Origin of the sequence: Variovorax paradoxus (genome assembly GCF_030811855.1) — a bacterium.
GTDB lineage: Bacteria > Pseudomonadota > Gammaproteobacteria > Burkholderiales > Burkholderiaceae_C > Variovorax > Variovorax paradoxus_L.
Window position 1 is genome coordinate 718,539 of record NZ_JAUSRN010000001.1, and the last position, 23,557, is coordinate 742,095.

Here is a 23,557-nt window from a genome sequence, read left to right on the forward strand (position 1 = left end):
GGCCCGGCGTCAGTTGGTCTCGGCGCTCTTGAAGAGGGCCGCGACCTTGCGCTTGGTCTTGATGTTGCTCGAGATGCCGCGCGCGGGCGCGGCCTTGGCGGCGGCTTCCCAGGCGGGGGTGGCGTCGGCCTGGCCCGCTTCGTAGGGCTTGTCGAAGAACGGATCGCGCGGTGCTGAGGGCGCGCGGTGCGGGCGCCCGCCACCGCGACGCGCATCGGCGCCGATGCTGCTGCGTTCGCGCGGCTGGTCGAGCACGTCGCGTGCGTCGCCGGCCTCGCCTTCCTCGCGCCAATGGCGGCGGCCGTCGTTGATGCGGCCGCGCGGATTGTCTTCCTCGAACTCGACGGGTTCGAGCTCGATCTTCTTCTTGATCAGCTTCTCGATGTCGGCCACCAGGCGCGCATCGTTGCCCCCGCTGGCAAAGCTCACGGCCAGGCCCGACGCACCGGCACGGCCGGTGCGGCCGATGCGGTGCACGTAGTCTTCGGCGTTGAACGGAATGTCGAAGTTGAACACCGCCGGCACGTCCTTGATGTCGAGGCCGCGGGCCGCGACGTCGGTGCACACCAGAAGATCGACTTCGCCGGCCTTGAACGAGGCGAGCGCCTTCAGGCGTTCGTCCTGGCTCTTGTCGCCATGCAGCGCGGTGGTGCGCAGGCCATCGCGCTCCAGCGAGCGTGCGAGGCGCGCGCAACCGAGCTTGCTGTTGACGAACACGAAGGCTTGCGTGATGCCGCGCTGCTTGACGATCTGCTTGAGCGCGCGGCGCTTGTCGTCGTCGCTGACGCTGTAGAAGTGCTGCTCGACGGTGGACGCCGTTTCGTTCGGCCGCGCCACTTCGATGGTGACCGGGTTCTGCAGGTAGCTGCCGGCCAGCCGCTTGATCTCGGGCGAGAAGGTGGCCGAGAACAACAGCGTGGTGCGCTGCTTGGGCAGGTAGCTCAGGATGCGCTGCAGATCGGGCAGAAAGCCGATGTCCAGCATGCGGTCGGCCTCGTCGAGCACCACGTACTCCACCTGGTTGAGCACGGCGTTCTTGGCTTCGATGTGGTCGAGCAGCCGGCCCGGCGTGGCCACCAGCACTTCGACGCCCTTCTTGAGTTCGAGGGTCTGCGGCTTCATGTCGATGCCGCCGAACACCACGGTGCTGCGCAGGTTGGTGTACTTGGCGTACAGCTTGACCTGCTGGGCCACCTGGTCGGCCAGTTCGCGCGTGGGCAGCAGCACCAGTGCACGCACCGGGTGCCGCGCGGGCGACGTGGACGAGTTCTCGTGCTTGAGCATGCGCTGTAGCAAGGGCAGCGAAAAAGCCGCGGTCTTGCCGGTGCCGGTCTGCGCTGCGCCCATCACGTCCTGGCCCGAAAGCACGACCGGAATGGCCTGCTCCTGGATGGGAGTCATGGTCTCGTAGCCCATTTCGGCTACGGCGCGCGCCAGCGGTGCCGCCAGCGATAGATTGGAGAAGGAGCTTGTCATTAAGCCTTCTATTGTCGCACTGCCGCAAAAAATGGCAGTGACGGGCGCGTGACAACGCCCGCGATAGCGGCATTGCTACTTATTTCATAGCGCCGATACAAGCAGCCACGGGCGCTTCACGACCCGGGCCTCAAAGATTGCGTGTGTTGAAGGTGTCGCAGGACTTGACGTCGCCGCTCTGATAGCCGGCGCCGAACCACCGTTGGCGCTGCGCGCTGGACCCGTGGGTGAAGCTGTCCGGCACCACGGCGCGGCCCGCGGAACGCTGCAATGCGTCGTCGCCGATCTTCTGCGCGGCGTTCATCGCGGCCTCGATGTCGCCCGGGTCCAGCCACTTCTTCGACTCTTGCGAATGGTGCGCCCAGATGCCGGCAAAACAGTCGGCCTGCAGCTCGACGCGAACGCTCAGTGCGTTGTTCTGCGCCTGGCTCAGGCGGCCGCGCATGCCGTCCACCTTGGCGGTCACGCCGAGCTCGTCCTGCACGTGGTGGCCGACCTCGTGCGCAATGACATACGCCTGCGCAAATTCGCCGGGCGCGCCGAGCTGGTTCTTGAGCGTGTCGTAGAAGCCGAGATCGATGTAGACCTTCTTGTCGCCGGGGCAGTAGAACGGCCCCATGGCGGCCTGGCCAGTACCGCACGCCGTGGGCGTGGCACCTCGGAACAGCACCAGCCGGGGCGCCTGGTAGGCGCCGCCGTTCTGCCGGAAGATATTCGTCCAGACCACTTCGGTGTTCTTGAGCACGGTCGAGACGAAGGCCGCTTCGCGGTCGCCCGAAGGCGGCTTGGGTGCGGGGCCTTGCTGCTGCTGCACCTGGACCTGCTCGCCACCGCCGCCGCTCAGCATGCTGAGCACGGTCAGCGGATTGATGCCGAAGATCCAGCCCGCGACCAGCGCGACCGCGATGGTGCCGATGCCGATGCTGCGTCCGCCGATGAAACTGCCGCCACCGCCACCCTCACTGCGGCGGTCCTCGACATTGTCGGATTGTTCGTTGCCTTCCCATCTCATCGCGGTCTCCTTGCCGGCCTTGCAGAAGTGTGCCGGAGCGTCGCTGGATGGTACTTTGTCCGTGCCGGTGCCTTGTAAGCAAAACAGGCATTTGCATGCCTGCGGGGACGCCGTCGGAAATGAGGTACGCGAAGGGTACCCCGAGGCCTATCAAGCCTTGGGAAGCGTCACGCCGCGCTGACCCTGGTACTTGCCGCCGCGGTCCTTGTAGCTGGTTTCGCAGACCTCGTCGCTCTCGAAGAACAGCACCTGCGCGCAACCCTCGCCCGCGTAGATCTTGGCGGGCAGCGGCGTGGTGTTGCTGAATTCGAGCGTCACGTAGCCTTCCCATTCGGGCTCGAACGGGGTCACGTTGACGATGATGCCGCAGCGCGCATAGGTGCTCTTGCCAAGGCAGATGGTGAGCACGTTGCGCGGGATGCGGAAGTACTCGACCGTGCGGGCCAGCGCAAAGCTGTTGGGCGGAATGATGCAGTAGTCGCCGTGCATGTCGACGAAGCTCTTCTCGTCGAAGTTCTTCGGATCGACCACGGTGCTGTGAATGTTGGTGAAGACCTTGAATTCAGGCGCGCAACGGATGTCGTAGCCGTAGCTCGAGGTGCCGTAGCTGATGATCTTGTGGCCGGCGGCCTCGCGCACCTGGCCGGGCTCGAAGGGCTCGATCATGCCGTTCTTCTCGGCCATGCGCCGGATCCATTTGTCGCTCTTGATGCTCATATGCGGTCGCTGATTGCTGCTGCGGGGGGAATGGCGCGAATTGTGGCATGCGCCATGGCCCAGCCCCTGCCTTGGCGTCCTCGCAAGCTTCCGGGGCTGCTACCCCGCCTGCGAAATCACCGTGCGTTCGACCAGCCGGTCGTCGCCCAGCACGATCATCGAGAAGAGCAGTTCCTCGAGGTTGTTTGCCAGTGCGGTCTTGCGCCCCAGCAGAGGCGTGGCCGCCGGATTGAGCACCAGAAAGTCGGCCTCGCAGCCGGGCTGCAGATTGCCGATGACGCCATCGAGCCCCAGCGCGCGCGCCGCGCCGCCGGTGTGGCGCCACCACAGCTGCGAAGGGGCGATGCTCAGGCCGGTCTTGGTTTGCCCCTCTCGGCCCACGTAGTAGGCCGCCATCATCGTGTGGAAGGGGCTGAAGCTGGTGCCGCCGCCCACGTCGCTGGCCAGGCCGTAGAGGTAGCCGACGCGGTCGGCCGCGTCGAAGTCGAAGAAGCCGCTGCCCAGGAACAGGTTGCTGGTCGGGCTCACGGCAGCGGCCGTCTTCGTGTCGCGCAACAACGCACGGTCGGTGTCGTCCAGGTAGATGCAATGCGCATAGACGGCGCGTTCGCGCATGAGGCCGAAGCCGGCATACACGTCGAGATAAGAACGCGCCTGCGGATAGAGCTCGCGCACCCACGCCACCTCGTCGCGGTTCTCGGCCACGTGCGACTGGATCCACGTGTCGGCATATTTCGCGGCCAGCTCCCCCGCGCCGCGCATCTGGGCATCGGTGCTCGCGGGCGCGAAGCGCGGCGTGATGGCGTAGCCCAGGCGATCGACGTTGTGCCACTTGCGGATCAGCGACTCGGAGTCGATGAGGCTCTGCTCGGTCTGGTCGCGCACGCCATCGGGCGAATGCCGGTCCTGCAGCACCTTGCCGCTGATCATGCGCAGGCCGCGGCGCTGCGCGCCTTCGAAAAAGGCATCGACCGACGCGACGTGCGACGTCGCGAAGGTGAGCGAAGTGGTCACGCCGTTGCGCAGCAGCTCATCAAAGAACACGTCGGCCACTTCGTTCGAATGCGCAGCGTCGGCAAATTTTGCTTCCGCGGGAAAGGTGTAGTTCTCGAGCCAGGGCAGGAGCCCGGGCGACGGCGCGCCGATGATGTCGGTCTGCGGAAAGTGGATGTGCATGTCCACGAAGCCCGGCGCGAGGATGCGCCCCGGCAGATGCGTCACTGCGGCATCGGGATGGCGCGGCGACACGGCAGCATGGCTGCCGGCATCGAGCACGCGCTGGCGGCCAGCGATGTCGGGTCCGACGACCAGCAGGCCGTCTTCATCGAAAACCGGCAGGCCGGCGTCGTCGAATCGCAGGAGGGAGGCGCGGTAGGCTTTTTTCATCGTTGCTGCGGAGGGTAAACCAGCCCCGCAGCGCCGCAATTTCCATGCGCATATGAGTGCTATATACCGTCCCCACTTCAATCCTCAATCCGACGGTAAGGCACGCGACTGGATGTCGAAGGGCACGCCGAGCGGAACCGCCGCATCGCCGTCCTTGCGCTGGGTCAGCAGCGGGTACTTCGATTCGATGAAGTAGACCCGGTCGCCCAGCACCGCGCCCGACGACGGGTCGTTGAGCCCCGCCACCACCGTCTGCAGCGCCAGCTTCGCGCCGTCGGCGCGCGCCACGGTGACCTGTCCACCGTAGGGGCCGTCGCCGAAGGCATTGCTCTCGAACAGCACCAGCCGCCCGGGCTTCCAGGCTCGGATCGCGTCGACGTTCTTCATCACTCGCGGGGCCTCGATGCGGCTGACACCGCCGGCGCGGCCGTCGGTGCCGAGGTCGATGCGCAGCAGGTAGGAGGCGGCCGCCACGAGGCTCACGTACACGTTTCGCCCGCTGTCGATCGCAATGCCGTTCAGGCCCTTGTAGGGGCCGGGGCCGGCCAGCGCCGGATCTTCCTTCCAGACCGTGAGCGCGGCAGCGCCCGGCGTGAACCGCAGCACGCGCGGGTGCAAGGAGTCGGTCACGTAGATGTTGCCGCGCGCGTCCTGCGCAAGGTCGTTGCAGTAGCCCGCATCGGGCATGGCATAGCTCGCGCGCGGCGCGCCCGTGGCCAGGTCGTAGCGCTTGAGTGCGCTCGGCGTCTGCAGCACCGTGGTGAAGCCAATGTTGCCCGAGCAAACCCAGAGGGCCTGATGCCTGGCATCCACCAGCACGCCCTGCCCGTTCGCCAATCCATTGGCGCCGGGCTTCACGAGCACCTCGGCCTTCGGCGCGAGACCCGGCTTCAATCTGGCCACCGCGCCTTGGCGCCAGCTGCCGACGTAGAACGAACCATCCGGCCCGATGGCGACGCTTTCCGGATACCAGTCCTCGGGCAGCGCCTGTACGGCGGGAGGTGCGGCGCTTGCCGCCATCGCGGCGAGCGCGAGCAGCGCGCCCGCCAGTCGCGTGCGCCTGCTCATTGCCACACGCGAAACACGCGCCCCGTCAATGGGCCTTCGACGCTGCGCACATAGGCCAGCGCCACGCGCGCGGCCGGTACGGTTTCGACGCCCGGAAAGAGCGCGCCATACGCGGCCGACGATTCGGTCAGCAGCGTCGGACTCACCGCATTGATGCGCAGGCCGCGCGCCAGTTCGATGGCTGCGCCTTTCACGAAACCCTCGACCGCCGCATTCACGGCAGCCGCGTTGGCTCCCCCGCGAACCGGATCGTCTGCCGCTACGCCCGTGGTCAGCGTGATCGAGCCGCCATCTGCCAGAAGGTGCTGGCCCAGCAGTGCGAGGCGCACCTGGCCGAGCAGCTTGTCCTGCAGGCCAATGTTGAAATCGGCCGGCCTCATTTCGGCGAGCGGTCCGAAAAACAGGCCCCCGGCCGCCGACACGATCGCATCGACTCGCCCTACCGCCGCGTACAGCGCCTCGACGCTCGCATCGCTCGTGATGTCGACCTGCCGATCGCCACGCGTGCGGCCCGCGCGCACCACCTCATGCCCGCGCTCGGCCAGCGCCTGCGCCACCGCGCTGCCCACGGCGCCGGTCGCGCCCACAACAAGAACCTTCATGCAAACCTCGCTAAAAAATGAATCGTGAAGGCTCATTGTTTTGCGAATTGATAGTTTGATAAATTGCCATCCGGTTCGGCAATTCGAAACTATGGGTTCTCAATATGGACAAGCTGCGCGCCATGGAGGTGTTCGTCGCAACGGTGGACGCGGGGAGCTTTGCCGCCGCTGCCGAGGCGCTCGATCTCTCGGCCGTGATGGTGGGCAAGCACATCCGCGCGCTCGAGGAGCAGCTTGGCGCCCGCCTGCTCGAACGCACCACGCGGCGCCACGCCCTGACCGAGATCGGCGCCGCCTACCTGGAGCGCTGCCGGGACGTGCTCGCGAGCGTGCACACGGCGGACGGCGTGGCGGAATCGCTGCGGGCCATGCCGCAGGGCGTGCTGCGCGTGACGGCGCCCGTCGCCTATGGCGCACACCGCCTCACACCCGTCATTGCCGAGTACATCGCCGCTTATCCGCAGGTCAAGGTGGACCTGAGCCTGAACGACCGCGTGGTCGATCTTGCCGAAGAGGGCTTCGACTGTGGCGTGCGATCGGGCGCGGCCGTCGACGAACGGCTCATTGCGCGGCCGCTCGCATTGGCGCGCATGTTCGCGGTTGCAAGCCCGGCCTGGGTCGCGCGCCACGGCCAGCCCCGACATCCATCGGAGCTCGAAGCTTTTCCGCTCCTGGGCTTTGCGGCCTGGGGGACGAACCACTCATGGCGCTTCACGCAGGGCAGCAAGACAGTGCATGTCCCCGTGCGCGGCCCGTTTTCCACCAACAACGGGCAGGCGTTGCTGGCAGCCGCGATGGCGGGCGTGGGTGTGATCGTGCAGGCCGATGCATTGCTCGGCCCCGCGCTGGCTTCGGGCCAGGTGGTTCAGCTGCTGCCCAAGTGGGAGCTTCCGACGCGCCAAGTGCACATCATGCGACTGCCCGAAGCCCGCCCCAGCGCCAAGCTGCGCACCTTTGTCGACTTCGTCGTCGAAAGGCTGGGCTAGCTATCGCCCAACGCGCCCCTGCACGCCCTCGGCGAGCCAGTTCATCTTCAGGATCTGCTCGTCGTTCAGCTGGACGCCCTTGGCGATGACGACACGGCCCTCGTTGTCGCGCACGTCACCCGCCGCCGCGCGGAACGGCTGCAGCTTGCCCGCGGCAATGTCCTTCTGCCGCGCCAGCACCTCCTGCTGCACGGCCTGGGGCACCTTGCTGCCGAAGTCGCCGACGCGGATCATTCCGTCCTTCACGCCACCCCAGACATTGCCGCTCTTCCAGCTGCCGTCAAGCACGGCACGGGCGCGCTGCGTGTAGTAGCCGCCCCACTCGTGCGTGACCGCGACGATCTGCGCATCGGGCGCGATCCTGCGCATGTCAGAGTGGTAGGCCACGGCCATCTTGCCGCGCTCCTGCGCCGCGGCCATGACGGCGGTGGAACCGGTGTGAAAGGCGAGCACGTCGGCGTTCTGGTTGAACAGCGCCATGGCGGCATCGCGCTCCTTCGGCGGATCGAACCACTCGTTGAGCCACACCACGACGATCTTGGCGTTCGGATTCACCGAACGCATGCCGAGCGTGAACGCGTTGATGCCCTGCAGCACCTCGGGAATCGGAAAGCCCGCCACGTAGCCCGCGATGTTCGTCTTGGTCATGCGGCCTGCCGCAATGCCCGCGAGATAGCGTCCCTCGTAGTAGCGCGCATTCGCAGTCGCCACATTGGCCGCGGCCTTGTAGCCGGTGATGGACTCGAACTTCACCTCGGGAAAGTCGCGCGCCACCTTGAGCGTCGGCTCCATGTAGCCGAAGCTGGGCGTGAAGATCAGTTGGTTGCCCTGCTGCGCCAGATCGCGGATGACGCGCTCGGCGTCCGCGCCTTCGGGCACGTTCTCGACGAAGGTGGTCTTGACCTTGCCGCTCAGCGCTGCTTCCACGGCCTTGCGGCCTTCTTCGTGCTGGCGCACCCAGCCAGCGTCGGTCACCGGCGTGACGTAGACGAAGCCGATCTTCAGCGGCTCTTTCGGCGCTTGCGCTTGAGAAAAGGCGGGAGATAAAAAGCAAGCGGCCATCCACGCCAGAACGGCGCGGCCCGCGAGGTTTTTGTACATGGTGGTCCTCTACATGGCCCCGGAAAAGCAAAACCCGCAGCCGGCCGGGACGCCCGGCTGCGGGGTGCGGATTTTAGTGCGCCACGGGCTGCACATGCTGGCGCACGGCTTCGAGCAGCAGCGTGGCCAGCCGGCCCACCGGCGCCTCGGCCGCGGCCTGTGCGCGATAGAGCGTGAGCGACATCTGCGGCAGCGCCGGAAGGCCGACCGTCGTGCGGTCGATGGCGCGCACGTGCGCGGGCAGCCCGAAGGGCGTGCGCACCGAGAGCCCCAGCCCGGCCGATGTAGCGGCCCACAGTGCCGCGAGGCTGGCGCTGGTGAATGCATGGCGCCACGGCGTGCCTGCGCGATCGAGCGCGGCGGTGACGATGTCGCGCAGCGGGCACGGCGCATCGAGCAGCACCAGCGGCAGCGGCTCCTTGCTCTTGCGCGTGCCGGGCCGGCGCTCGCGTTCCTTCCACCAGGCCGCGTCGAGCGCATCGGGCGCCCGGGGGCCGATCCACTGCAAAGGCAGGCGCGCCACGCGCTCGCCGTGCGGCGTCATCTGATCGCCGGTGTCCCACACCAGGGCAAGGTCGAGCTGCCGGAGTTCGAGCCGCTCGCGCAGCTCCGCGCTGCGCGCCACGCAGGCTTCGATACGCACCTTGGGGTGTGCCCTTGAAAAACGGCCGAGCACGGCAGGCAGCAGCGTCTCGCCGAAGTCTTCCTGCAGGCCGAGCCGCACCCAGCCCTGCAGGTCCACCCCGCGCATGGCGGCGCCGGCTTCTTCGTTGAGCTCGAGCATGCGGTGCGCGTAGGCGAGCAGCGTTTCGCCCGCGTCGGTGAGCTCCAGCCCGCGCCCGGCCTTGCGGAAGAGCACGGCGCCGGCCTGCGCCTCGAGTTTCTTGAGCTGCGCGCTCACGGCCGACGTCGAGCGCCCCAGCTTGTCGGCCGCCCGCGCATAGCTGCCGAGTGCCATACCGGTGGAAAAACTGCGCAGCACATCGAGATCGAACATCACCTGGGACATGGATTTCTTCCTTGTTCAATCGTCCTGTTTTATCGAACGATCGGATCATTATTTTCTGATTTTCAAAACCTTTGCAAGGGCGGACACTGCGCCTCGACATGACGCACTCGATCTCCTCCCCGTCTTACCCACGCCGCCACCGCTGGAAAGTGCTGGCCGCGGGCGTGGCCGCCAATGCAGCTTTCTCCGTGGCCTTCAGCGGCATCCCCATGACCGCGGTACTCATGCGCACCGGCTACCAGCTCGACAACGCGACGCTCGGCCTGGTGCTCGGCCTCATGGGCCTGGGGATCGCGGTGAGCGAACTGCCATGGGGGCTCTTGACCGACCGCTGGGGAGACAGGCCAGTGCTGCTCACGGGCCTGGGCACCACCGCGGCCGCATTGGTGGCGATGGCGATCTGGGCCGCGCCGAGCGCACAGCAGATTCCGGGTCTGGGCTGGCTTTGCGGCGGGTTGTTGCTGGTCGGCCTGCTTGGGGGCAGCGTCAACGGTGCCAGCGGCCGCGCGGTCATGACGTGGTTCGAAGCGGGCGAACGCGGCCTTGCGATGAGCATCCGGCAGACGGCTGTGCCACTGGGCGGTGGCATCGGTGCGCTGGTGCTGCCCTTCGTGGCGCTGCATTTCGGCTTTGCCGCGCTCTACGGCTTGCTGGCGCTTCTGTGCACGCTCAGTGCGGCAATGAGCTGGGCCTGGGTGCACGAGCCGCCGATGGCGCCGCGCGCCAATACCGCCGAAACATCGGGCGCACCGAAGGGCCGCGGTCCCTTGCGCGATGCGCGTATCTGGCGCATCGTGGCCGGCATCGGCATTCTTTGTGCGCCGCAGTTCGCGGTGCTGTCTTTCGGCACGGTGTTTCTGCATGACTTCGGCCATGCGGGCCTTGCAACCATCACGGCCACCATGGTGTTCGTGCAGGTCGGGGCGATGGTGATGCGCGTGTGGAGTGGCCGCTGGACCGACCGCCGGCGCAACCGCCCGGCCTACCTGCGCGCCTGCAGCGCACTCAGCGTGCTGCTGTTCGCGGGGCTCGCATTGCTGGTGCTGTGCGCGGGCACACACGCCGCCGATTCATCAGCACTACGCATCGCGCTGGTGGTGCTGCTGGCGGCGAGCGGCGTCTGCGTGTCGGCATGGCACGGCGTGGCCTACACCGAACTCGCCACGCTGGCCGGCGCGACCCGCGCGGGCACCGCACTCGGCATGGCGAACACCAGCGTGTTCCTGGTGTGCTTCATCACGCCCTTCTCGATCCCGCACTTGCTCGCGCTGCAGGGCTGGCCGCTGGTGTGGCTCGCGGCGAGCGCCTGCGCCCTGGTCGCGATGCCGCTGCTGGTGCCGCGGGCCGCCGTTGCCGATCAGAAGCTCGCGAAAACGGCGTTGAGCCGATCGACGTAAGCGCGCTTGGCGGCCCCGTCGATGAAGCTGCCTTCGAAGCTGTTGGCGGCAAGCTGCCACGCGTGCTGCACGCCGAGCCCGGTGGCCGCGAAGGTCTGCGTGAAGTTCTGGTTCATGTAGCCGCCGAAGTAGGCCGGATCATCCGAATTGACGGTAGCCACCAGCCCTGCGTCCAGCAGCGCGCCGAGGTTGTGCTGCGCCAGATCGGGGAACACGCAGAGCTTGAGATTCGACAGCGGGCACACGGTGAGCGGAATGCGGTCTTGCGCGAGCCGCTTCATCAGCGCGGGATCTTTCGCGCTCTGCACGCCATGATCGACGCGCTCCACCTTGAGCACGTCGAGCGCGCTCCACACGTAGGCCGGTGGCCCTTCTTCGCCCGCATGCGCGACAAGGTGAAAACCCAGTTCGCGGCAGCGCGCGAACACGCGTGCAAACTTCTCGGGCGGATGGCCGACCTCGCTTGAGTCGAGCCCCACGCCGATGAACTTGTCGCGGAAGGGCAGCGCCTGCTCCAGCGTTTCGAAGGCTTCTTCTTCGCTCAGGTGGCGAAGGAAGCACAGGATGAGCGCCGCGCTCACGCCGAGCTTCGGCTGTGCATCGGCGCACGCACGGTGCAGGCCGTTGACCACAACCTCCATCGGCACGCCGCGCGCCGTGTGCGTCTGCGGGTCGAAGAACATCTCGGTGTGCACCACGTTGTCGGCCGCGGCGCGCTCCAGGTAGGCCCAGGCCATGTCGTAGAAGTCCTGCTCCTTCAGCAGCACGCTGGCGCCGGCGTAGTAGATGTCCAGGAAGCTCTGCAGATTGGTGAAGGCGTAGGCCTTGCGCAGGTCTTCGACGCTCGCATAGGGAATGGCCACGCCGTTGCGCTGCGCGAGCGCGAAGATCAGCTCGGGCTCCAGCGAGCCTTCGATGTGCATGTGCAGCTCGGCCTTGGGCATGATGCGCAGCAGCTCGGGCAGGCGGTCGGCGGAGATCTTCTCGCCGAAGCTCTTGTCGAAGAGGGGTCGGTAATCGGTCATGGTGGGAAAATCGACGTTGTGATTTCGCACAGCATAAGCGCAGCCGCCCCCTTGGAGATGCGCCAGAACGTATACGGCCCATGCGTGCCATGCCGATCTTGAGACTTCTTCACCTCGCGCTGATGGCCCCGTTGCTGATACCTCTTCCCGGTTTCTCGGCCACGGCGGGCGGCGCAGAAGCGCTGGCGCGCGAGCATGGGTGCCTGGCCTGCCATGGCTTGACGCGCAAGCAGGTCGGCCCCGGGTTCGCGCAAATTGCCGGCCGCTATGGCAATGACCCGGCGGCGCCATCCCATTTGGCGGCCAAGATTCGGGACGGCAGCGTTGGCGCCTGGGGACGCGTCATCATGCCCCGCCAGTCGCACGTGACCGATACGGAGGCAAAAGGCCCTGGCCGGGTGGATTCTTTCCCAGCCGGCGCCATCCCGATAACTCTCACCACGCTGCCGCGTCCTCCTGCAATGCGCGCCGCGCGAGCAGAAAGGTCGCGGCATTCCAGCTCTGGCCCGCCATGCCCATCGGCGCCAGCGTGCGGCCGTGGAACCATTCGGTGAAGCGCCAGCCGCCGAGATGGTTCACATGCGCAAGGCGCGCGAGCTCGGGCCAGGCCATGTCATGCAGACCCAGGCGCGCCAGCGCCATGACCCAGAAGCCGCCGACGAAGGGCCAGATTCCGCCGTTGTGGTACTGGTGCACGACGTTCTGCTGATGGCGTGCCATGTAGGGGCGCCACAGTTCGTGCTCGCGCGTCAGCGGATGCAGCACCACGCGCAGCGGGTACGGATCGCACGCGCGCGCCGCGGCGATGGTTTTGACGATTCGGTTGGCCATCGCGGAATCGGCCAACCCGCTCTGTATGGCCAGCACGTTGCCAAACACGTCTCCCTCGTTGCCGACGAAGGAGAGATTGACGAAGCTGAGATATAGGCCCGGATCCGTTCGCCCGCGGCGCGCATAGTGCCGCAGCAGCCGGGCGCGGTGGTACTCGGGCAGGTCCTGTTGGTACGGATGGAACAGGTGGTTGAAATGGTGCTCGGTGGCTTCGGCGTGGTCGAGCGCGAAGCGGCGCTTCACCTCATACCAGAGCGCATTGGTGTACAGCACGTAGCCCGAGCGCGGCATGATGTCGGCCCAGTCGCTGGCCTCGTTCTGCTGCAGGAGGCGGAAGTGCTGGTGCTCCTGCGCCAGCAGCCAGCCGATGGCGCGCTCCACCCCGCCGCTCCAATGCGAAGCGCCGACCTTGCCGTGGCGCCGCACGTGGTCCACCGCAATCAGCCACCACAGCGTCGCGTCGATGCAGCCCAAGTACCAGAAATCGGCATCCTGCCCTTCGGGGTCGACGTATTTGGGAATCTGCCCGTTGGCCGCCTGCTGGGCCGCGAGCGCATCGAGGCTGGCCACCGCGCCCTCTTCGAGCGCGGCCACGCCGCTGCCACACATCGCCATCACGCAGATGGCGGCGTCGCGCCCGAAGATGCGCGTGTAGCGCCGCGCCACGGCCGCCTTGGTGCGGCTGGCGGCCAGGATACCGTGCGGCGTGAGGTTGCGTTCCAGGAGTTGGATCGAGGCTTGGGTGCAGTCGTCGATCAGCGCGAGATGGGATGCGTCGAGATGGGTCATTCAAAAAAAAAGGTCGCCCGCGGGCGACCCATTATTTACGCGTGCCGAAGTACGCGCTGCGATTACTTCTTGTCGCCCGGCACCTTGCCTTCGACGCCCTTGACGTAGAAGTTCACGCCCGACAGGAACTTGTCGTCGGCCACGGCGTCCTTGGCGACCACTTCCTTGCCGTCCTGGCCGAGGATCGGACCCTTCCAGATCACGAAGCTGCCGTCCTTCAGGCCCTTTTTCACTTCCTCGACCTTGGCCTTGGTTTCGGCCGGCACGTCTTCGGCGATCGAGACGATGTCGATGGCGCCTTCCTTCACGCCCCACCAGCTTTGGCCGGTTGCCCACTTGCCTTCGAGCGCGTCCTTGGTGGCCTTGATGTAGTACGGGGCCCAGTTGATGGTGGCCGAGGCCAGGTGGGCCTTGGGGCCGTAGGCGGTCATGTCGGAATCCCAACCGAAGGCGCGCTTGCCTTTTTCCTGTGCGGTCTTGAGCACGGCGGGCGAGTCGGTGTTCTGGAACAGCACGTCGGCGCCGCCGTTGATGAGCGCGGTGGCGGCTTCGGTTTCCTTCGGCGGGCTGAACCATTCGTTGACCCACACCACCTTGGTGGTGATCTTGGGGTTGACCGATTGGGCGCCGAGCGTGAAGCTGTTGATGTTGCGCAGCACCTCGGGGATGGGCACCGAGCCCACCACGCCGAGCGTGTTGGTCTTGGTCATGGCACCGGCGATCACGCCGGCCATGTAGGCGCCTTCATAGGTGCGGCTGTCGTAGGTGCGCATGTTCTCGGCCGTCTTGTAGCCGGTGGCATGTTCGAACTTCACGTCCTTGCTGTCGGTGGCCACCTTGAGCATGGGCTCCATGTAGCCGAAGGTGGTACCGAAGATCAGCTTGTTGCCTTGGCCGACCATGTCGCGGAACACGCGCTCGGCGTCGGCGCCCTCGGGCACGCTTTCGACGAAGGTGGTCTTGATCTTGTCGCCGAATTCCTTCTCGAGCGCCTTGCGGCCGTTGTCGTGCGCGAAGGTCCAGCCGCCGTCTCCCACCGGGCCGATGTAGGCGAATGCGATATTGAGCGGCGCAGCCGGTGCCGGGGCGGCGGCAGTGGGTGCCGGCGCCGGTGCGGGCGTCGCGGCCGGTGCAGCGGCTTCCTCTTTCTTGCCGCAGCCGATCAGGGCCGCCGAAGCGACCGCCGTGAGGGCGGCCAGCTTGAGCAGGGAGCGCTTGTTCAGATCATTCATTGTCGGAAATCCTCAAAAAGGACAGGTTGGCGGAAATCGAGAAGCGAGATTATGAGCCGGGGTAGAACGGCTTCCCAATCGAGGCCGGCATGTTGATGCGAATGAAGGCAGGATTGCGCGAAATCAGCGCCAGCACCACGATGGGCGCGATGTACTGCAGCATGCTGAGGAACTGCGGCGGCACGTCGACGCCGCTGCTCTGCAGATGAAAGCCGAGCATCGAGACGCCGCCGAACAGGTAGGCGCCCAGCAGCACGCGGATCGGTCGCCAGGTGGCAAAGGTGGTGAGCGCCAGCGCGATCCAGCCGCGGCCCGCCACCATGCCCTCGACCCACAGCGGCGTATAGACAGTGGACAGGTACGCGCCCGCCAGCCCGCACAGCGCGCCGCCGACGATGACCGCAAGGAAGCGGATGCGCCGCACCGGGTAGCCGAGCGCATGCGCCGATTCGGGCGACTCGCCGACGGAGCGCAGCACCAGCCCGGCGCGTGTGCGGTAGAGAAACCAGATGAGGCCAAAGGTCAGCACCACCGCAAAATAGACCATCGGGTGATGGCGGAAAAGCGCCGGCCCAATGAGCGGAATATCGCTGAGCACCGGCACCGCGTAAGACACGCTCTCGGGCAGCTTGGCCTGCACGAAGTTGATGCCCAGGAACGCCGAGAAGCCGACGCCGAAGAGGCTGAGCGCCAGGCCGGTGGCGTACTGATTGGTGTTGAGCCAGATCACCAGCACGCCGAAGAACGCGGCAAGCAAGGCGCCTGCCGCCATGCCGGCGAGGAAGCCGAGCCAAGGGTTGTGCGTGATGACCACGGTCGCAAAACCTGCGATGGCGGCGCAGAGCATCATGCCCTCGGCCCCGAGGTTGACGATGCCGGCCTTTTCGTTGATCAGAAGGCCCAGTGCCGCGATTGCGAGGACCGTTCCGGCGCTCAGGGTGGAGCCTAGCAAGAGTGCGTAGCTGTCCATGTCATTTACTCCAGCGCGGGTGGCTTGCTTGATGCTCTTGTTCGTGGTGCGTGCACAGGCCACCGGGTACCCCGTCGGCGGGATCGCGCCCCGAACAAGCACGCACAGCGCGTTGAATAGAGAAACAGGCGTTCATCCTAGAGTGCCCCTTCGGTCGAACGCGCAACAGCAGGCGCGGTGATCGGCGTGCTGGCCTGCAGCGAGGACGTCGCCCCTCCGGCCGTTGGTGCCTTGAGGGCCGCCTTGCCCCGGATGCGATAGGCGATGAGCGTGTCGCAGGCCAGCAGCGTGAAGAGCAGCAGCCCCTGGAACACCCCCGTGAGCGACTTCGGCAGGCCAAGGCGCGACTGCGCAAGCTCGCCGCCGATGTAGAACATGCTCATGAGGATGGCCGAGAACACCATCCCAACCGGATGCAGCCGGCCCACGAAGGCCACGATGATGGCCGCGAAGCCGTAGCCCGCCGGCACATACGGTGTGAGCTGGCCCAGCGGACCCGCCACTTCGAGCGCGCCGGCCAGGCCCGCCGCGCCGCCCGAGGTGAGCAGCGCGATCCAGATGGCGCGCCGCGCCGAGAAGCCCGCGTAACGCGCGGCCGCCGGCGCGAGCCCGCCGACCTGCTGCGCAAAACCCGCCCGCGTGCGGAACAAGAAAACCCAAAGCGCGCCGACGCCCAGCAGCGCGATGATCAGCCCGATGCTCACGCGCGAACCCTTGAAGAGTCGCGGAATCTGCGTCACCGCCTCGAAGGTCTTGGACTGCGGAAAGTTGTAGCCGTGCGGATCCTTCCAGGGACCGAACACCATATAGCCGAGCAGCAACGTGGCCACGTACACCAGCATCAGGCTCACCAGAATCTCGTTGGCGTTGAACTTGTCGCGCAGGAACGCGACGATGCCGGCCCACACCATGCCGCCGACCGTGCCCGCGACCAGGATGGCCACCACGATCCACGAGCCGGTGGTCTTGTCCGCCAGCAGCGCGACGCCGCCCGCGGCAATGGCGCCGAACACGAACTGGCCCTCGGCGCCGATGTTCCACACGTTGGAACGGAAGCACACCGCCAGCCCGAGCGCGATGATGAGCAGCGGCGTCGCCTTGATCGTCAGCTCGCCGATCGCGTAGCCGCTCTTGATGGGCTCGTAGAAGAACACCAGCAGGCCCTTGATCGGGTCCTTGCCGAGCGCGGCGAACAGCGCCACACCGATCAGCACCGTGATGAGCAGCGCAAGAATCGGCGAGGCAAAAGTCCAGAAGCGCGAAAGCTCCGGACGGGGTTCGAGCTTAAACATGGGTCGCCTCCTTCTTGTTCTTCTGTCCTTCCCAAAGACCGCTCATCCATTCGCCGATCTGCGGCAGCGTGGCGGCCGCGCGGTCGATCGACGGCGACATCCGGCCCTTGGCAATCACGTGCAGCCGGTCGCTGATGTCGAACAGCTCGTCGAGTTCTTCGCTGACCACCAGCACCGCGCAGCCTGCGTCGCGCAGCGCAAGAATCTCGCTGCGGATCAGCGCGGCCGCGCCCACATCGACGCCCCAGGTCGGCTGCGAGACGATGAAGAGCTTGGGGTTGGCGTCGATCTCGCGGCCGACGATGTACTTTTGTAGATTGCCGCCCGAGAGCGAACGCGCCGCCGCGCCGGGCCCGCCGGCCTTGACGTTGAAGCGCGTGATGATCGCCTTGGCATGCTTTTCAAGCGCCGCCGTGCGGATCCAGCCGCCCTTGCCCACGGCGTTGCTGCGCGTGAGCAGCAGGTTGTGGGCGAGCCCCAGCGTGGGCACCGCGCCGCGGCCCAGCCGCTCCTCGGGCACGAAGTGCAGGCCCATGGCGCGCCGGGCGCGCGGCCGGAGCCGGCCGGCCGGCTTGTCGAACACCTGCACCATGGCCGCTTCGGCACGCACGTCCTCGCCCGAGAGCGTGTAGAGCAGCTCCTTCTGGCCATTGCCCGACACGCCCGCAATGCCGACCACCTCGCCGGCGCGCACCTCGAACGAGATGCCGTCGAGGTCGACGCCGAACTGGTCTTCGCGCGCCAGCGTGAGCGCGTTGACCCGCAGCGCCACCGCGCCCGCATGCACCGGACGGTGCTGCAAGGGCGGCGGCTCGCTGCCGATCATCAGGCGCGAGAGCGACTCGTTGCTTTCGTTCTGTGGATTACACACGCCTGTGACCTTGCCGCCGCGCAGCACCGTGCAGGCCGTGCACAGCTCGCGGATCTCGTGCAGCTTGTGACTGATGTAGAGGATGCTGCAGCCTTCCGAAGCCAGCTTGTTGAGCACGCTGAAAAGCTTGACCACCGCCTGCGGCGTGAGCACCGAGGTCGGCTCGTCGAGGATCAGCAGCTTGGGGTTGGTGAGCAGCGCGCGGATGATCTCGACCCGCTGCATCTCGCCCACCGACAGCGTGTGCACCGGCCGCGAGGGGTCGATGTCCAGGCCGTATTCGCTCGCCTTGGCCGTGATGCTGCGCGCCACTTCGGCCAGCTGCAGCGACTTGTCCAGGCCCAGCCACACGTTCTCGGCCACGGTGAGCGTATCGAACAGGCTGAAGTGCTGGAACACCATGCTGATGCCCAGCGCCCTCGCCTGCTGCGGGTTGCGCAGCGCCACCGCCTGGCCGTCGAAGGTGACCGTGCCTTCGTCGGGCTTGACCGAGCCGTAGATGATCTTCATCAGGGTCGATTTGCCGGCGCCGTTCTCGCCGAGCACGGCGTGAATCTCGCCGGGCGCGACGGCCAGCGAAATGTCGCTGTTCGCCACCACCGCTGGATAGCGCTTGGTGATGTTCGCAAGCTGGAGTCTGGGAGTTGTCATGCCGGGTTCGGTGGGGTTGTCTCGTTCAACAGCAACAAGCGGAAAACATGGCTGCAAGTCTAATGGCGTGCCCGCGGCCAACGGCGCCCGACGGGCCCGCTCAGTGTCCTCCTACATAGGCAAACTTGAACAGGAAGATCGCCGCGATCACCCAGACCATTGCATGCACTTCCCGTGCCCGCCCGGTGAAGAGCTTGAGCACCGCGTAGGTAATGAAGCCGAAGGCCAGGCCGTTGGCAATCGAATAGGTGAAAGGCATGGCCAGCGCGGTCACGACCGCCGGGATCACTTCGGTGGTGTCTTCCCATTCGAGCTCGACCAGGTCGCGCAGCATCAGGCAGCCAACGAAGAGCAGCGCCGGTGCGGTGGCATAGGCCGGCACCGAGCCCGCCAGCGGCGAGATCATGAGGCACGCCAGGAACAGCACCGCCACCACCACCGCCGTGAGGCCGGTGCGGCCGCCCGCCTGCACGCCGGCCGCGCTTTCCACATAGGCGGTGGTGCTCGAAGTGCCGAGCAGCGAGCCCGCGAAGATGGCGCCGCTGTCGGCCAAGAGCGCCTTGTTCATGCGCTCCATCTTGCCGGGCACGAGCAGGCCGGCGCGCTTGGCCACGCCCATCAGCGTGCCGGTGGCGTCGAACATTTCCACCAAAAAGAACACCAGCACCACGTTCAGGATGCCGCCCTTGAGCGCGCCCAGGATGTCCAGCTGCATGAAGGTGGGCGCGATGGACGGCGGCGCGTCGAACACGCCATGGAACTTGTTGCCGCCGAAGAAGAAAGACAGCACCGTCACCAGCATGATGCCGATCAGGATGGCGCCGCGCACCTTGAGCCGGTCGAGCACCACGATGACCAGGAAGCCCAGCGTTGCCAGCACCACCGGCGCCGAATGCAGGTCGCCCAGCGTGACGAAGGTGGCCGGCGATGCCGCCACCACGCCTGCGCTCTTGAGCGCGATGAGCGCCAGGAACATGCCGATGCCCACGGTGATCGCCGTTCGCAACGACTGCGGTATGCCCTGTATGAAAAGCTCCCGCAACCCCGTGACCGTGACGATCAGGAACAGGCAGCCCGAGATGAACACCGCGCCCAGCGCCACCTGCCACGTGTAGCCCATACCCAGCACCACCACGTAGGCGAAGTAGGCGTTGAGCCCCATGCCCGGCGCCATCGCGATCGGGTAGTTGGCGTACAAGCCCATGATCAGCGTGCCCACCGCCGCAATCAGGCAGGTGGCCACGAAGACCGAGCCCTTCGGCATGCCCGCGTCGCCGAGGATCGACGGGTTCACGAAGATGATGTAGGCCATCGTCAGGAAGGTGGTGAGTCCTGCTATGACCTCGGTGCGCACCGTGGTGTTGTGCTCGGTGAGCTTGAACATTCGCTCAAGCCAGTTTGCGCTGTACGGTGGGCTGTATGGCGCGCTGCGCGGGCGCGCGGCCTCGGTGCTCCCCGAGGCACGGGAGTCGGTGACCTTGGGCACCTCTTCAAACCTGTTCATGTCGCTTGTCTCCAGCTGTTGTATTTGGCGATTGATTCATCGTTGCCCGTGCCGCGTCGCCGGCGCGGCCGAAGGCTTCAGGGCGGATCCGGGAATTCAGTCAACGCAAGACGCGACACGGGCGTCGAGGGCGTAGGCCGCAGCGACGAAGCCACGCCCTTGATGCATTCGCGCAGCCAGCGCGCGGAGCTCGACGAGTGGGTGCGCTCGTGCCAGAGCTGGTAGTACATGAGGCGCGGCAGCGCGACCGGGCAGTCGAGAATCTTCACCGGCAGCCGCGCCGCGAAGCGCTCGCAGTACTGGCGCCCGGTCGTCAGCACCAGCAGGCTCGAGGCCACCATGTCGGGAATGAGGCTGAAGTGCGCGCAGCGCGCCGTGATGTTGCGCTGCCGCCCGAGCTCGTCGAGCATCTGGTCGATGATGCCGCGCCCCCCGGGATGCATGGGCGTGGGCGCAATGTGCTCGGCCGCGAGCCAGGTCTCCAGGTCCCAGCCGCGGCGCACCGCCGGATGGTCCTGGTTCACCAGCGACACCACCTCGTCGCCGAAGAGCCGCGCCATGTGCAGGTCTTCCGGGGGCTTCTGCCAGTTGCCGATCACCAGATCGACCTGGCCGAGCGCCAGATGGCCGTGGTAGTCCGAGTCGGGAGATAGCGCGTGGATCTCGATCTGGCAGAGGGGTGCTTCGCGCTTCACGTGCGCCACCAGCATCGGCAGGAAGAGCGGGTCCATGTAGTCGCTCGCGGCAATGCGAAAGGTGGTGGCCGCCGACTGCGGCTCGAAGCCGCGCGCATCGGAGAACAGCATCTCGGCCGCGCGCAGGATGCTTGCCGCGGGCTCGATCATCCGCAGCCCCGCATCGGTCGGCACCATGCCGGAGCCCGAGCGCACCAGCAGAGGGTCGCCCGACAGCTCGCGCAGGCGCTTCAGCGCGGCCGAGACGGCCGGCTGGTACATGCCCAGGCGGATGGCGGCGCGCGAGACGCTGCGGTCGGTCAGCACGGTGTGAAGCACCCGGATCAGATGGAGATCGATCTTGTCGAAGAGGGCCTGATCACGCATGGCATTCCCCTACGGCAGCGGGCCGCAATCCCGGCGAAACATGGCCGGTTCCGCGGTGTTTCGCGAAGGGGGTCGGGGCGTAGGGCATGGCGAGGACTTTGGACATGCGCCAAAGTCTATGGTTGGCTATGCGGACTGGACGGCGGTGACCGCGCGCAGGATCGACTCGCTCGTGGCCGGTGCCTGGAGCGGCGGATCGACCTTGTGGCCGCCGACCGCCGACACCGCGTCGCGGATCGCGAAGAACACCGAGAACGGCAGCAGAAGCGGCGGTTCGCCAACGGCCTTGCTGCGGTGGATCGAGTCCTCGAAGTTCTGGCCTTCGAACAGGCGCACGTTGAACACCGGCGGGCAATCGTTGGCGGTCGGGATCTTGTAGGTGCTGGGCGCGTGCGTGGTGAGCATGCCGCTTTTCGGATGCCACACCAGCTCCTCGGTCGTGAGCCAGCCCATGCCCTGGATGAAGGCGCCTTCGACCTGGCCGATGTCCACGGCCGGGTTCAGCGACTTGCCCGCGTCGTGCAGGATGTCGGCGCGCAAGAGCTTCCATTCGCCGGTGAGCGTGTCGACGATCACCTCGCTCACCGCCGCGCCATAGGCGTAGTAGTAGAACGGGCGGCCCTGCATCTTGTCCTTGTCCCAGCTGAGGCCCGGCGTGGCGTAGAAGCCGTCGGACCACAGCTGCTTGCGGTCGAGGTACGCCTCGCCCACCACGGTGCTGAAGGCCAGCGAGCGGCCGTTGACCTCGACCTTGTCGTTGGCGAAGCGCACCTCGCTCGCCTTGCCGCCGTGGCGCTCGGCCGCGCTTTCGGCCAGGCGCTCGCGGATCTGGCGCGCCGCATCCTGCGCAGCCTTGCCGTTCAGGTCGGCGCCGGTCGATGCGGCCGTGGCCGAGGTGTTCGCCACCTTGGTGGTGTCGGTCGCGGTGACTCGCACGCGCTCGAAGCTCACGCCCAGCTCGTGCGCCACCACCTGCGCCACCTTGGTGTTGAGGCCCTGCCCCATCTCGGTTCCACCGTGGTTCACGAGGATCGAGCCGTCGGTGTACACGTGAACCAGCGCGCCAGCCTGGTTGAAATGCTTCACGTTGAACGAGATGCCGAACTTGAGCGGCGCCAGCGCCAGGCCGCGCTTGAGCACCGTGCTCTTCGCGTTGAAGGCGGCGATCTCTTCGCGCCGCGCGCGGTAGTCGCTGCTGGCTTCGAGGTCGGCCACCAGTTCGTGCACGATGTTGTCGGTCACGGTCTGGCGATACGGGGTGACGTTGTTCTCCGCTTTGCCGTAGAAGTTGATGCGCCGCACGTCGAGCGGATCGCGGCTCAGTGTGCGCGCCACCGAGTCCATGATGTTCTCGATGGCGATGGCGCCCTGCGGGCCGCCAAAGCCGCGGAAGGCCGTGTTGCTCTGCGTGTTGGTCTTGCCCGAGTAGCCGTGCATGGCCACGTTGGGCAGCCAGTAGGCATTGTCGAAGTGGCACAGTGCCCGGGTCATCACTGGGCCCGACAAGTCGGCCGAGTGGCCGGCGCGCGAGACCATCACGATTTCGGCACCGAGGATGCGGCCTTCGTCGTCGTAGCCCACCTCGTACTCGTACCAGAAGCAGTGGCGCCGGCCGGTGATCATGAAGTCGTCGTCCCGGTCGAGCCTGAGCTTCACCGGACGGCGCAACTTGCTGGCGGCCACCGCGGCCACGCAGGCAAAGAGCGCCGATTGAGATTCCTTGCCGCCGAAGCCACCGCCCATGCGCCGGCATTCGACATGCACCTCGTTCGACTGCAGGTGCAGCGCGTGCGCCACCAGGTGCTGCATCTCGCTCGGGTGCTGCGTGGAGCAATGGATGTGCAGCGCGCCGCCCTCCTTCGGAATGGCGTAGCTGATCTGGCCTTCGAGATAAAACTGCTCCTGCCCGCCCACATCGAGCGTGGCCTTGTGGCGGTGCGGCGCCTTGGCGATGGCGGCGCGCACGGCGGCCTCGTCGCCTTCGTTGGCCGCGCCGCCGCTGCGCACGATGTGCATCGGCGGCACCACGTACCGGCCTCGCGCATGCGCGTCCTGCGGCGTGAGCACGGGCGGCTCCGCGTCGACGGCGATGGCGTCCTTGGCCTTCGCAGCGGCACGGCGTGCGGCCTCGCGCGTTTCGGCGATCACGGCGAACACCGGCTGGCCCAGGTAGCGGATCTGGCCGCCGTCCTTCAGCGAAAGCAGGATGGGGTCGTCATGGACGATCGAGCCGCAGTCGTTGCTGCCCGGAATGTCGTCGGCGGTGAGCACCGACACGACGCCCGGCATGGCGCGGATCGCATCGAGCGACAGCGCCGTCACGCGCCCGTTGGCCGCGGGCGACAGGCCCAGCGCGCAATGCAGCGTGCCGGCAATCTCGGGAATATCGTCGATGTAGGTGGCCTCGCCGGCCACGTGCAGATGCGCCGATTCGTGCGGCCGGCTGATGCCCACGCGAGCGCCCTGGTCGTGCGCCAGGGTTTCGGCGCCCTGATCGATGCGGGCGGCGGTGTTCTTGAGGTAGTCGGCAAAAGCCTCGGAGGGCTGCAGCAGGCGGGCGTCGATGGGTTTGTTCAT

20 protein-coding genes are annotated in these 23,557 nt (G+C 66.7%); 3 read left to right on the forward strand and 17 right to left on the reverse strand.

Going from position 1 to position 23,557, the window contains the following annotated elements; translation table 11 throughout:
- Positions 1-9 precede the first annotated feature (9 nt).
- The 6 genes from J2X92_RS03670 to J2X92_RS03695 all read right to left on the reverse strand — a co-directional run bounded on the left by J2X92_RS03670 (position 10) and on the right by J2X92_RS03695 (position 6,261).
- Positions 10-1,476, reverse strand: coding sequence for a DEAD/DEAH box helicase (locus J2X92_RS03670; RefSeq protein WP_307573449.1), 1,467 nt, complete (start codon positions 1,474-1,476; stop codon positions 10-12).
- A gap of 130 nt (positions 1,477-1,606) precedes the next feature.
- Positions 1,607-2,488, reverse strand: a complete 882-nt coding sequence (ypfJ, locus tag J2X92_RS03675; protein ID WP_307573451.1) for a KPN_02809 family neutral zinc metallopeptidase — start codon at positions 2,486-2,488, stop codon at positions 1,607-1,609.
- Between the two features lie 150 nt (positions 2,489-2,638).
- Positions 2,639-3,205 (reverse strand): dCTP deaminase, encoded by a 567-nt coding sequence (gene dcd, locus J2X92_RS03680; RefSeq protein WP_307573453.1) that lies wholly within the window; start codon positions 3,203-3,205, stop codon positions 2,639-2,641.
- Positions 3,206-3,304: 99 nt separating this feature from the next.
- A complete protein-coding gene (guaD, locus tag J2X92_RS03685; protein WP_307573455.1) occupies positions 3,305-4,591 on the reverse strand; it encodes a guanine deaminase in 1,287 nt (428 codons plus the stop codon).
- An 84-nt stretch (positions 4,592-4,675) separates the two neighbouring features.
- Positions 4,676-5,659 carry a hypothetical protein gene (locus J2X92_RS03690; RefSeq protein WP_307573458.1) on the reverse strand — a complete coding sequence of 328 codons (984 nt, stop codon included), beginning with the start codon at positions 5,657-5,659 and terminating at the stop codon, positions 4,676-4,678.
- Positions 5,656-6,261, reverse strand: coding sequence for a short chain dehydrogenase (locus tag J2X92_RS03695; RefSeq protein ID WP_307573460.1), 606 nt, complete (start codon positions 6,259-6,261; stop codon positions 5,656-5,658). The genes J2X92_RS03690 and J2X92_RS03695 overlap by 4 nt, the downstream gene beginning before the upstream one ends.
- 104 nt (positions 6,262-6,365) lie before the next feature.
- Here J2X92_RS03695 and J2X92_RS03700 point away from each other — a divergent pair, with 104 nt between their 5' ends.
- Positions 6,366-7,247, forward strand: coding sequence for a LysR family transcriptional regulator (locus J2X92_RS03700; protein WP_093015472.1), 882 nt, complete (start codon positions 6,366-6,368; stop codon positions 7,245-7,247).
- Here J2X92_RS03700 and J2X92_RS03705 read toward each other — a convergent pair whose 3' ends face one another.
- Positions 7,248-8,348: a BMP family ABC transporter substrate-binding protein gene (locus tag J2X92_RS03705; RefSeq protein WP_307573463.1), complete on the reverse strand. Its 1,101-nt coding sequence runs from the start codon at positions 8,346-8,348 to the stop codon at positions 7,248-7,250.
- A 73-nt stretch (positions 8,349-8,421) separates the two neighbouring features.
- Positions 8,422-9,357 (reverse strand): LysR substrate-binding domain-containing protein, encoded by a 936-nt coding sequence (locus J2X92_RS03710; RefSeq protein WP_307573465.1) that lies wholly within the window; start codon positions 9,355-9,357, stop codon positions 8,422-8,424.
- Positions 9,358-9,455: 98 nt separating this feature from the next.
- On the opposite strand from J2X92_RS03710, the gene J2X92_RS03715 reads away from it, so the two are divergent.
- Complete coding sequence (locus tag J2X92_RS03715) at positions 9,456-10,754, forward strand: MFS transporter (protein WP_307573467.1); 1,299 nt, start codon at positions 9,456-9,458, stop codon at positions 10,752-10,754.
- On the opposite strand, the gene J2X92_RS03720 is transcribed toward J2X92_RS03715, so the two are convergent.
- Complete coding sequence (locus tag J2X92_RS03720; RefSeq protein WP_307573468.1) at positions 10,715-11,779, reverse strand: adenosine deaminase; 1,065 nt, start codon at positions 11,777-11,779, stop codon at positions 10,715-10,717. The genes J2X92_RS03715 and J2X92_RS03720 overlap by 40 nt on opposite strands.
- Before the next feature lie 122 nt (positions 11,780-11,901).
- Here J2X92_RS03720 and J2X92_RS29555 point away from each other — a divergent pair, with 122 nt between their 5' ends.
- Complete coding sequence (locus tag J2X92_RS29555; protein ID WP_373424786.1) at positions 11,902-12,333, forward strand: c-type cytochrome; 432 nt, start codon at positions 11,902-11,904, stop codon at positions 12,331-12,333.
- Here the strand turns inward: J2X92_RS29555 and J2X92_RS03725 are convergent.
- The 8 genes from J2X92_RS03725 to xdhB all read right to left on the reverse strand — a co-directional run bounded on the left by J2X92_RS03725 (position 12,215) and on the right by xdhB (position 23,557).
- Positions 12,215-13,399, reverse strand: coding sequence for an amylo-alpha-1,6-glucosidase (locus J2X92_RS03725; RefSeq protein ID WP_307573470.1), 1,185 nt, complete (start codon positions 13,397-13,399; stop codon positions 12,215-12,217). The two genes, J2X92_RS29555 and J2X92_RS03725, sit on opposite strands and share 119 nt — an antisense overlap.
- A 62-nt stretch (positions 13,400-13,461) precedes the next feature.
- Positions 13,462-14,631 (reverse strand): BMP family ABC transporter substrate-binding protein, encoded by a 1,170-nt coding sequence (locus J2X92_RS03730; RefSeq protein WP_093015455.1) that lies wholly within the window; start codon positions 14,629-14,631, stop codon positions 13,462-13,464.
- A 49-nt stretch (positions 14,632-14,680) separates the two neighbouring features.
- Complete coding sequence (locus J2X92_RS03735) at positions 14,681-15,601, reverse strand: ABC transporter permease (protein ID WP_093016305.1); 921 nt, start codon at positions 15,599-15,601, stop codon at positions 14,681-14,683.
- A 137-nt stretch (positions 15,602-15,738) separates the two neighbouring features.
- Positions 15,739-16,893 carry an ABC transporter permease gene (locus tag J2X92_RS03740; protein WP_307573472.1) on the reverse strand — a complete coding sequence of 385 codons (1,155 nt, stop codon included), beginning with the start codon at positions 16,891-16,893 and terminating at the stop codon, positions 15,739-15,741.
- Positions 16,886-18,415, reverse strand: a complete 1,530-nt coding sequence (locus J2X92_RS03745) for an ABC transporter ATP-binding protein (protein ID WP_307573474.1) — start codon at positions 18,413-18,415, stop codon at positions 16,886-16,888. Before J2X92_RS03745 ends, J2X92_RS03740 begins: the two co-directional genes overlap by 8 nt.
- A gap of 100 nt (positions 18,416-18,515) precedes the next feature.
- On the reverse strand, positions 18,516-19,919 hold the full coding sequence (locus J2X92_RS03750; protein ID WP_373424777.1) for an NCS2 family permease: 1,404 nt from the start codon (positions 19,917-19,919) through the stop codon (positions 18,516-18,518).
- A 77-nt stretch (positions 19,920-19,996) separates the two neighbouring features.
- On the reverse strand, positions 19,997-20,980 hold the full coding sequence (locus tag J2X92_RS03755) for a LysR family transcriptional regulator (RefSeq protein WP_055794873.1): 984 nt from the start codon (positions 20,978-20,980) through the stop codon (positions 19,997-19,999).
- A 126-nt stretch (positions 20,981-21,106) separates the two neighbouring features.
- Complete coding sequence (xdhB, locus tag J2X92_RS03760) at positions 21,107-23,557, reverse strand: xanthine dehydrogenase molybdopterin binding subunit (RefSeq protein WP_307573477.1); 2,451 nt, start codon at positions 23,555-23,557, stop codon at positions 21,107-21,109.

Excerpts from the sequence above, each read along its gene's own strand:
- J2X92_RS03730 (WP_093015455.1), bottom strand. The coding sequence starts at position 14,631 with ATGAATGATCTGAACAAGCGCTCCCTGCTCAAGCTGGCCGCCCTCACG.
- J2X92_RS03720 (WP_307573468.1), bottom strand. The coding sequence starts at position 11,779 with ATGACCGATTACCGACCCCTCTTCGACAAGAGCTTCGGCGAGAAGATC.
- guaD (WP_307573455.1), bottom strand. The coding sequence starts at position 4,591 with ATGAAAAAAGCCTACCGCGCCTCCCTCCTGCGATTCGACGACGCCGGC.
- J2X92_RS03710 (WP_307573465.1), bottom strand. The coding sequence starts at position 9,357 with ATGTCCCAGGTGATGTTCGATCTCGATGTGCTGCGCAGTTTTTCCACC.
- J2X92_RS03740 (WP_307573472.1), bottom strand. The coding sequence starts at position 16,893 with ATGTTTAAGCTCGAACCCCGTCCGGAGCTTTCGCGCTTCTGGACTTTT.
- J2X92_RS03725 (WP_307573470.1), bottom strand. The coding sequence starts at position 13,399 with ATGACCCATCTCGACGCATCCCATCTCGCGCTGATCGACGACTGCACC.
- J2X92_RS03700 (WP_093015472.1), top strand. The coding sequence starts at position 6,366 with ATGGACAAGCTGCGCGCCATGGAGGTGTTCGTCGCAACGGTGGACGCG.
- xdhB (WP_307573477.1), bottom strand. The coding sequence starts at position 23,557 with ATGAACAAACCCATCGACGCCCGCCTGCTGCAGCCCTCCGAGGCTTTT.
- J2X92_RS03745 (WP_307573474.1), bottom strand. The coding sequence starts at position 18,415 with ATGACAACTCCCAGACTCCAGCTTGCGAACATCACCAAGCGCTATCCA.
- dcd (WP_307573453.1), bottom strand. The coding sequence starts at position 3,205 with ATGAGCATCAAGAGCGACAAATGGATCCGGCGCATGGCCGAGAAGAAC.
- J2X92_RS03670 (WP_307573449.1), bottom strand. The coding sequence starts at position 1,476 with ATGACAAGCTCCTTCTCCAATCTATCGCTGGCGGCACCGCTGGCGCGC.
- J2X92_RS03705 (WP_307573463.1), bottom strand. The coding sequence starts at position 8,348 with ATGTACAAAAACCTCGCGGGCCGCGCCGTTCTGGCGTGGATGGCCGCT.
- J2X92_RS03750 (WP_373424777.1), bottom strand. The coding sequence starts at position 19,919 with ATGAACAGGTTTGAAGAGGTGCCCAAGGTCACCGACTCCCGTGCCTCG.
- J2X92_RS03695 (WP_307573460.1), bottom strand. The coding sequence starts at position 6,261 with ATGAAGGTTCTTGTTGTGGGCGCGACCGGCGCCGTGGGCAGCGCGGTG.
- J2X92_RS03715 (WP_307573467.1), top strand. The coding sequence starts at position 9,456 with ATGACGCACTCGATCTCCTCCCCGTCTTACCCACGCCGCCACCGCTGG.
- J2X92_RS29555 (WP_373424786.1), top strand. The coding sequence starts at position 11,902 with ATGGCCCCGTTGCTGATACCTCTTCCCGGTTTCTCGGCCACGGCGGGC.
- ypfJ (WP_307573451.1), bottom strand. The coding sequence starts at position 2,488 with ATGAGATGGGAAGGCAACGAACAATCCGACAATGTCGAGGACCGCCGC.
- J2X92_RS03755 (WP_055794873.1), bottom strand. The coding sequence starts at position 20,980 with ATGCGTGATCAGGCCCTCTTCGACAAGATCGATCTCCATCTGATCCGG.
- J2X92_RS03690 (WP_307573458.1), bottom strand. The coding sequence starts at position 5,659 with ATGAGCAGGCGCACGCGACTGGCGGGCGCGCTGCTCGCGCTCGCCGCG.
- J2X92_RS03735 (WP_093016305.1), bottom strand. The coding sequence starts at position 15,601 with ATGGACAGCTACGCACTCTTGCTAGGCTCCACCCTGAGCGCCGGAACG.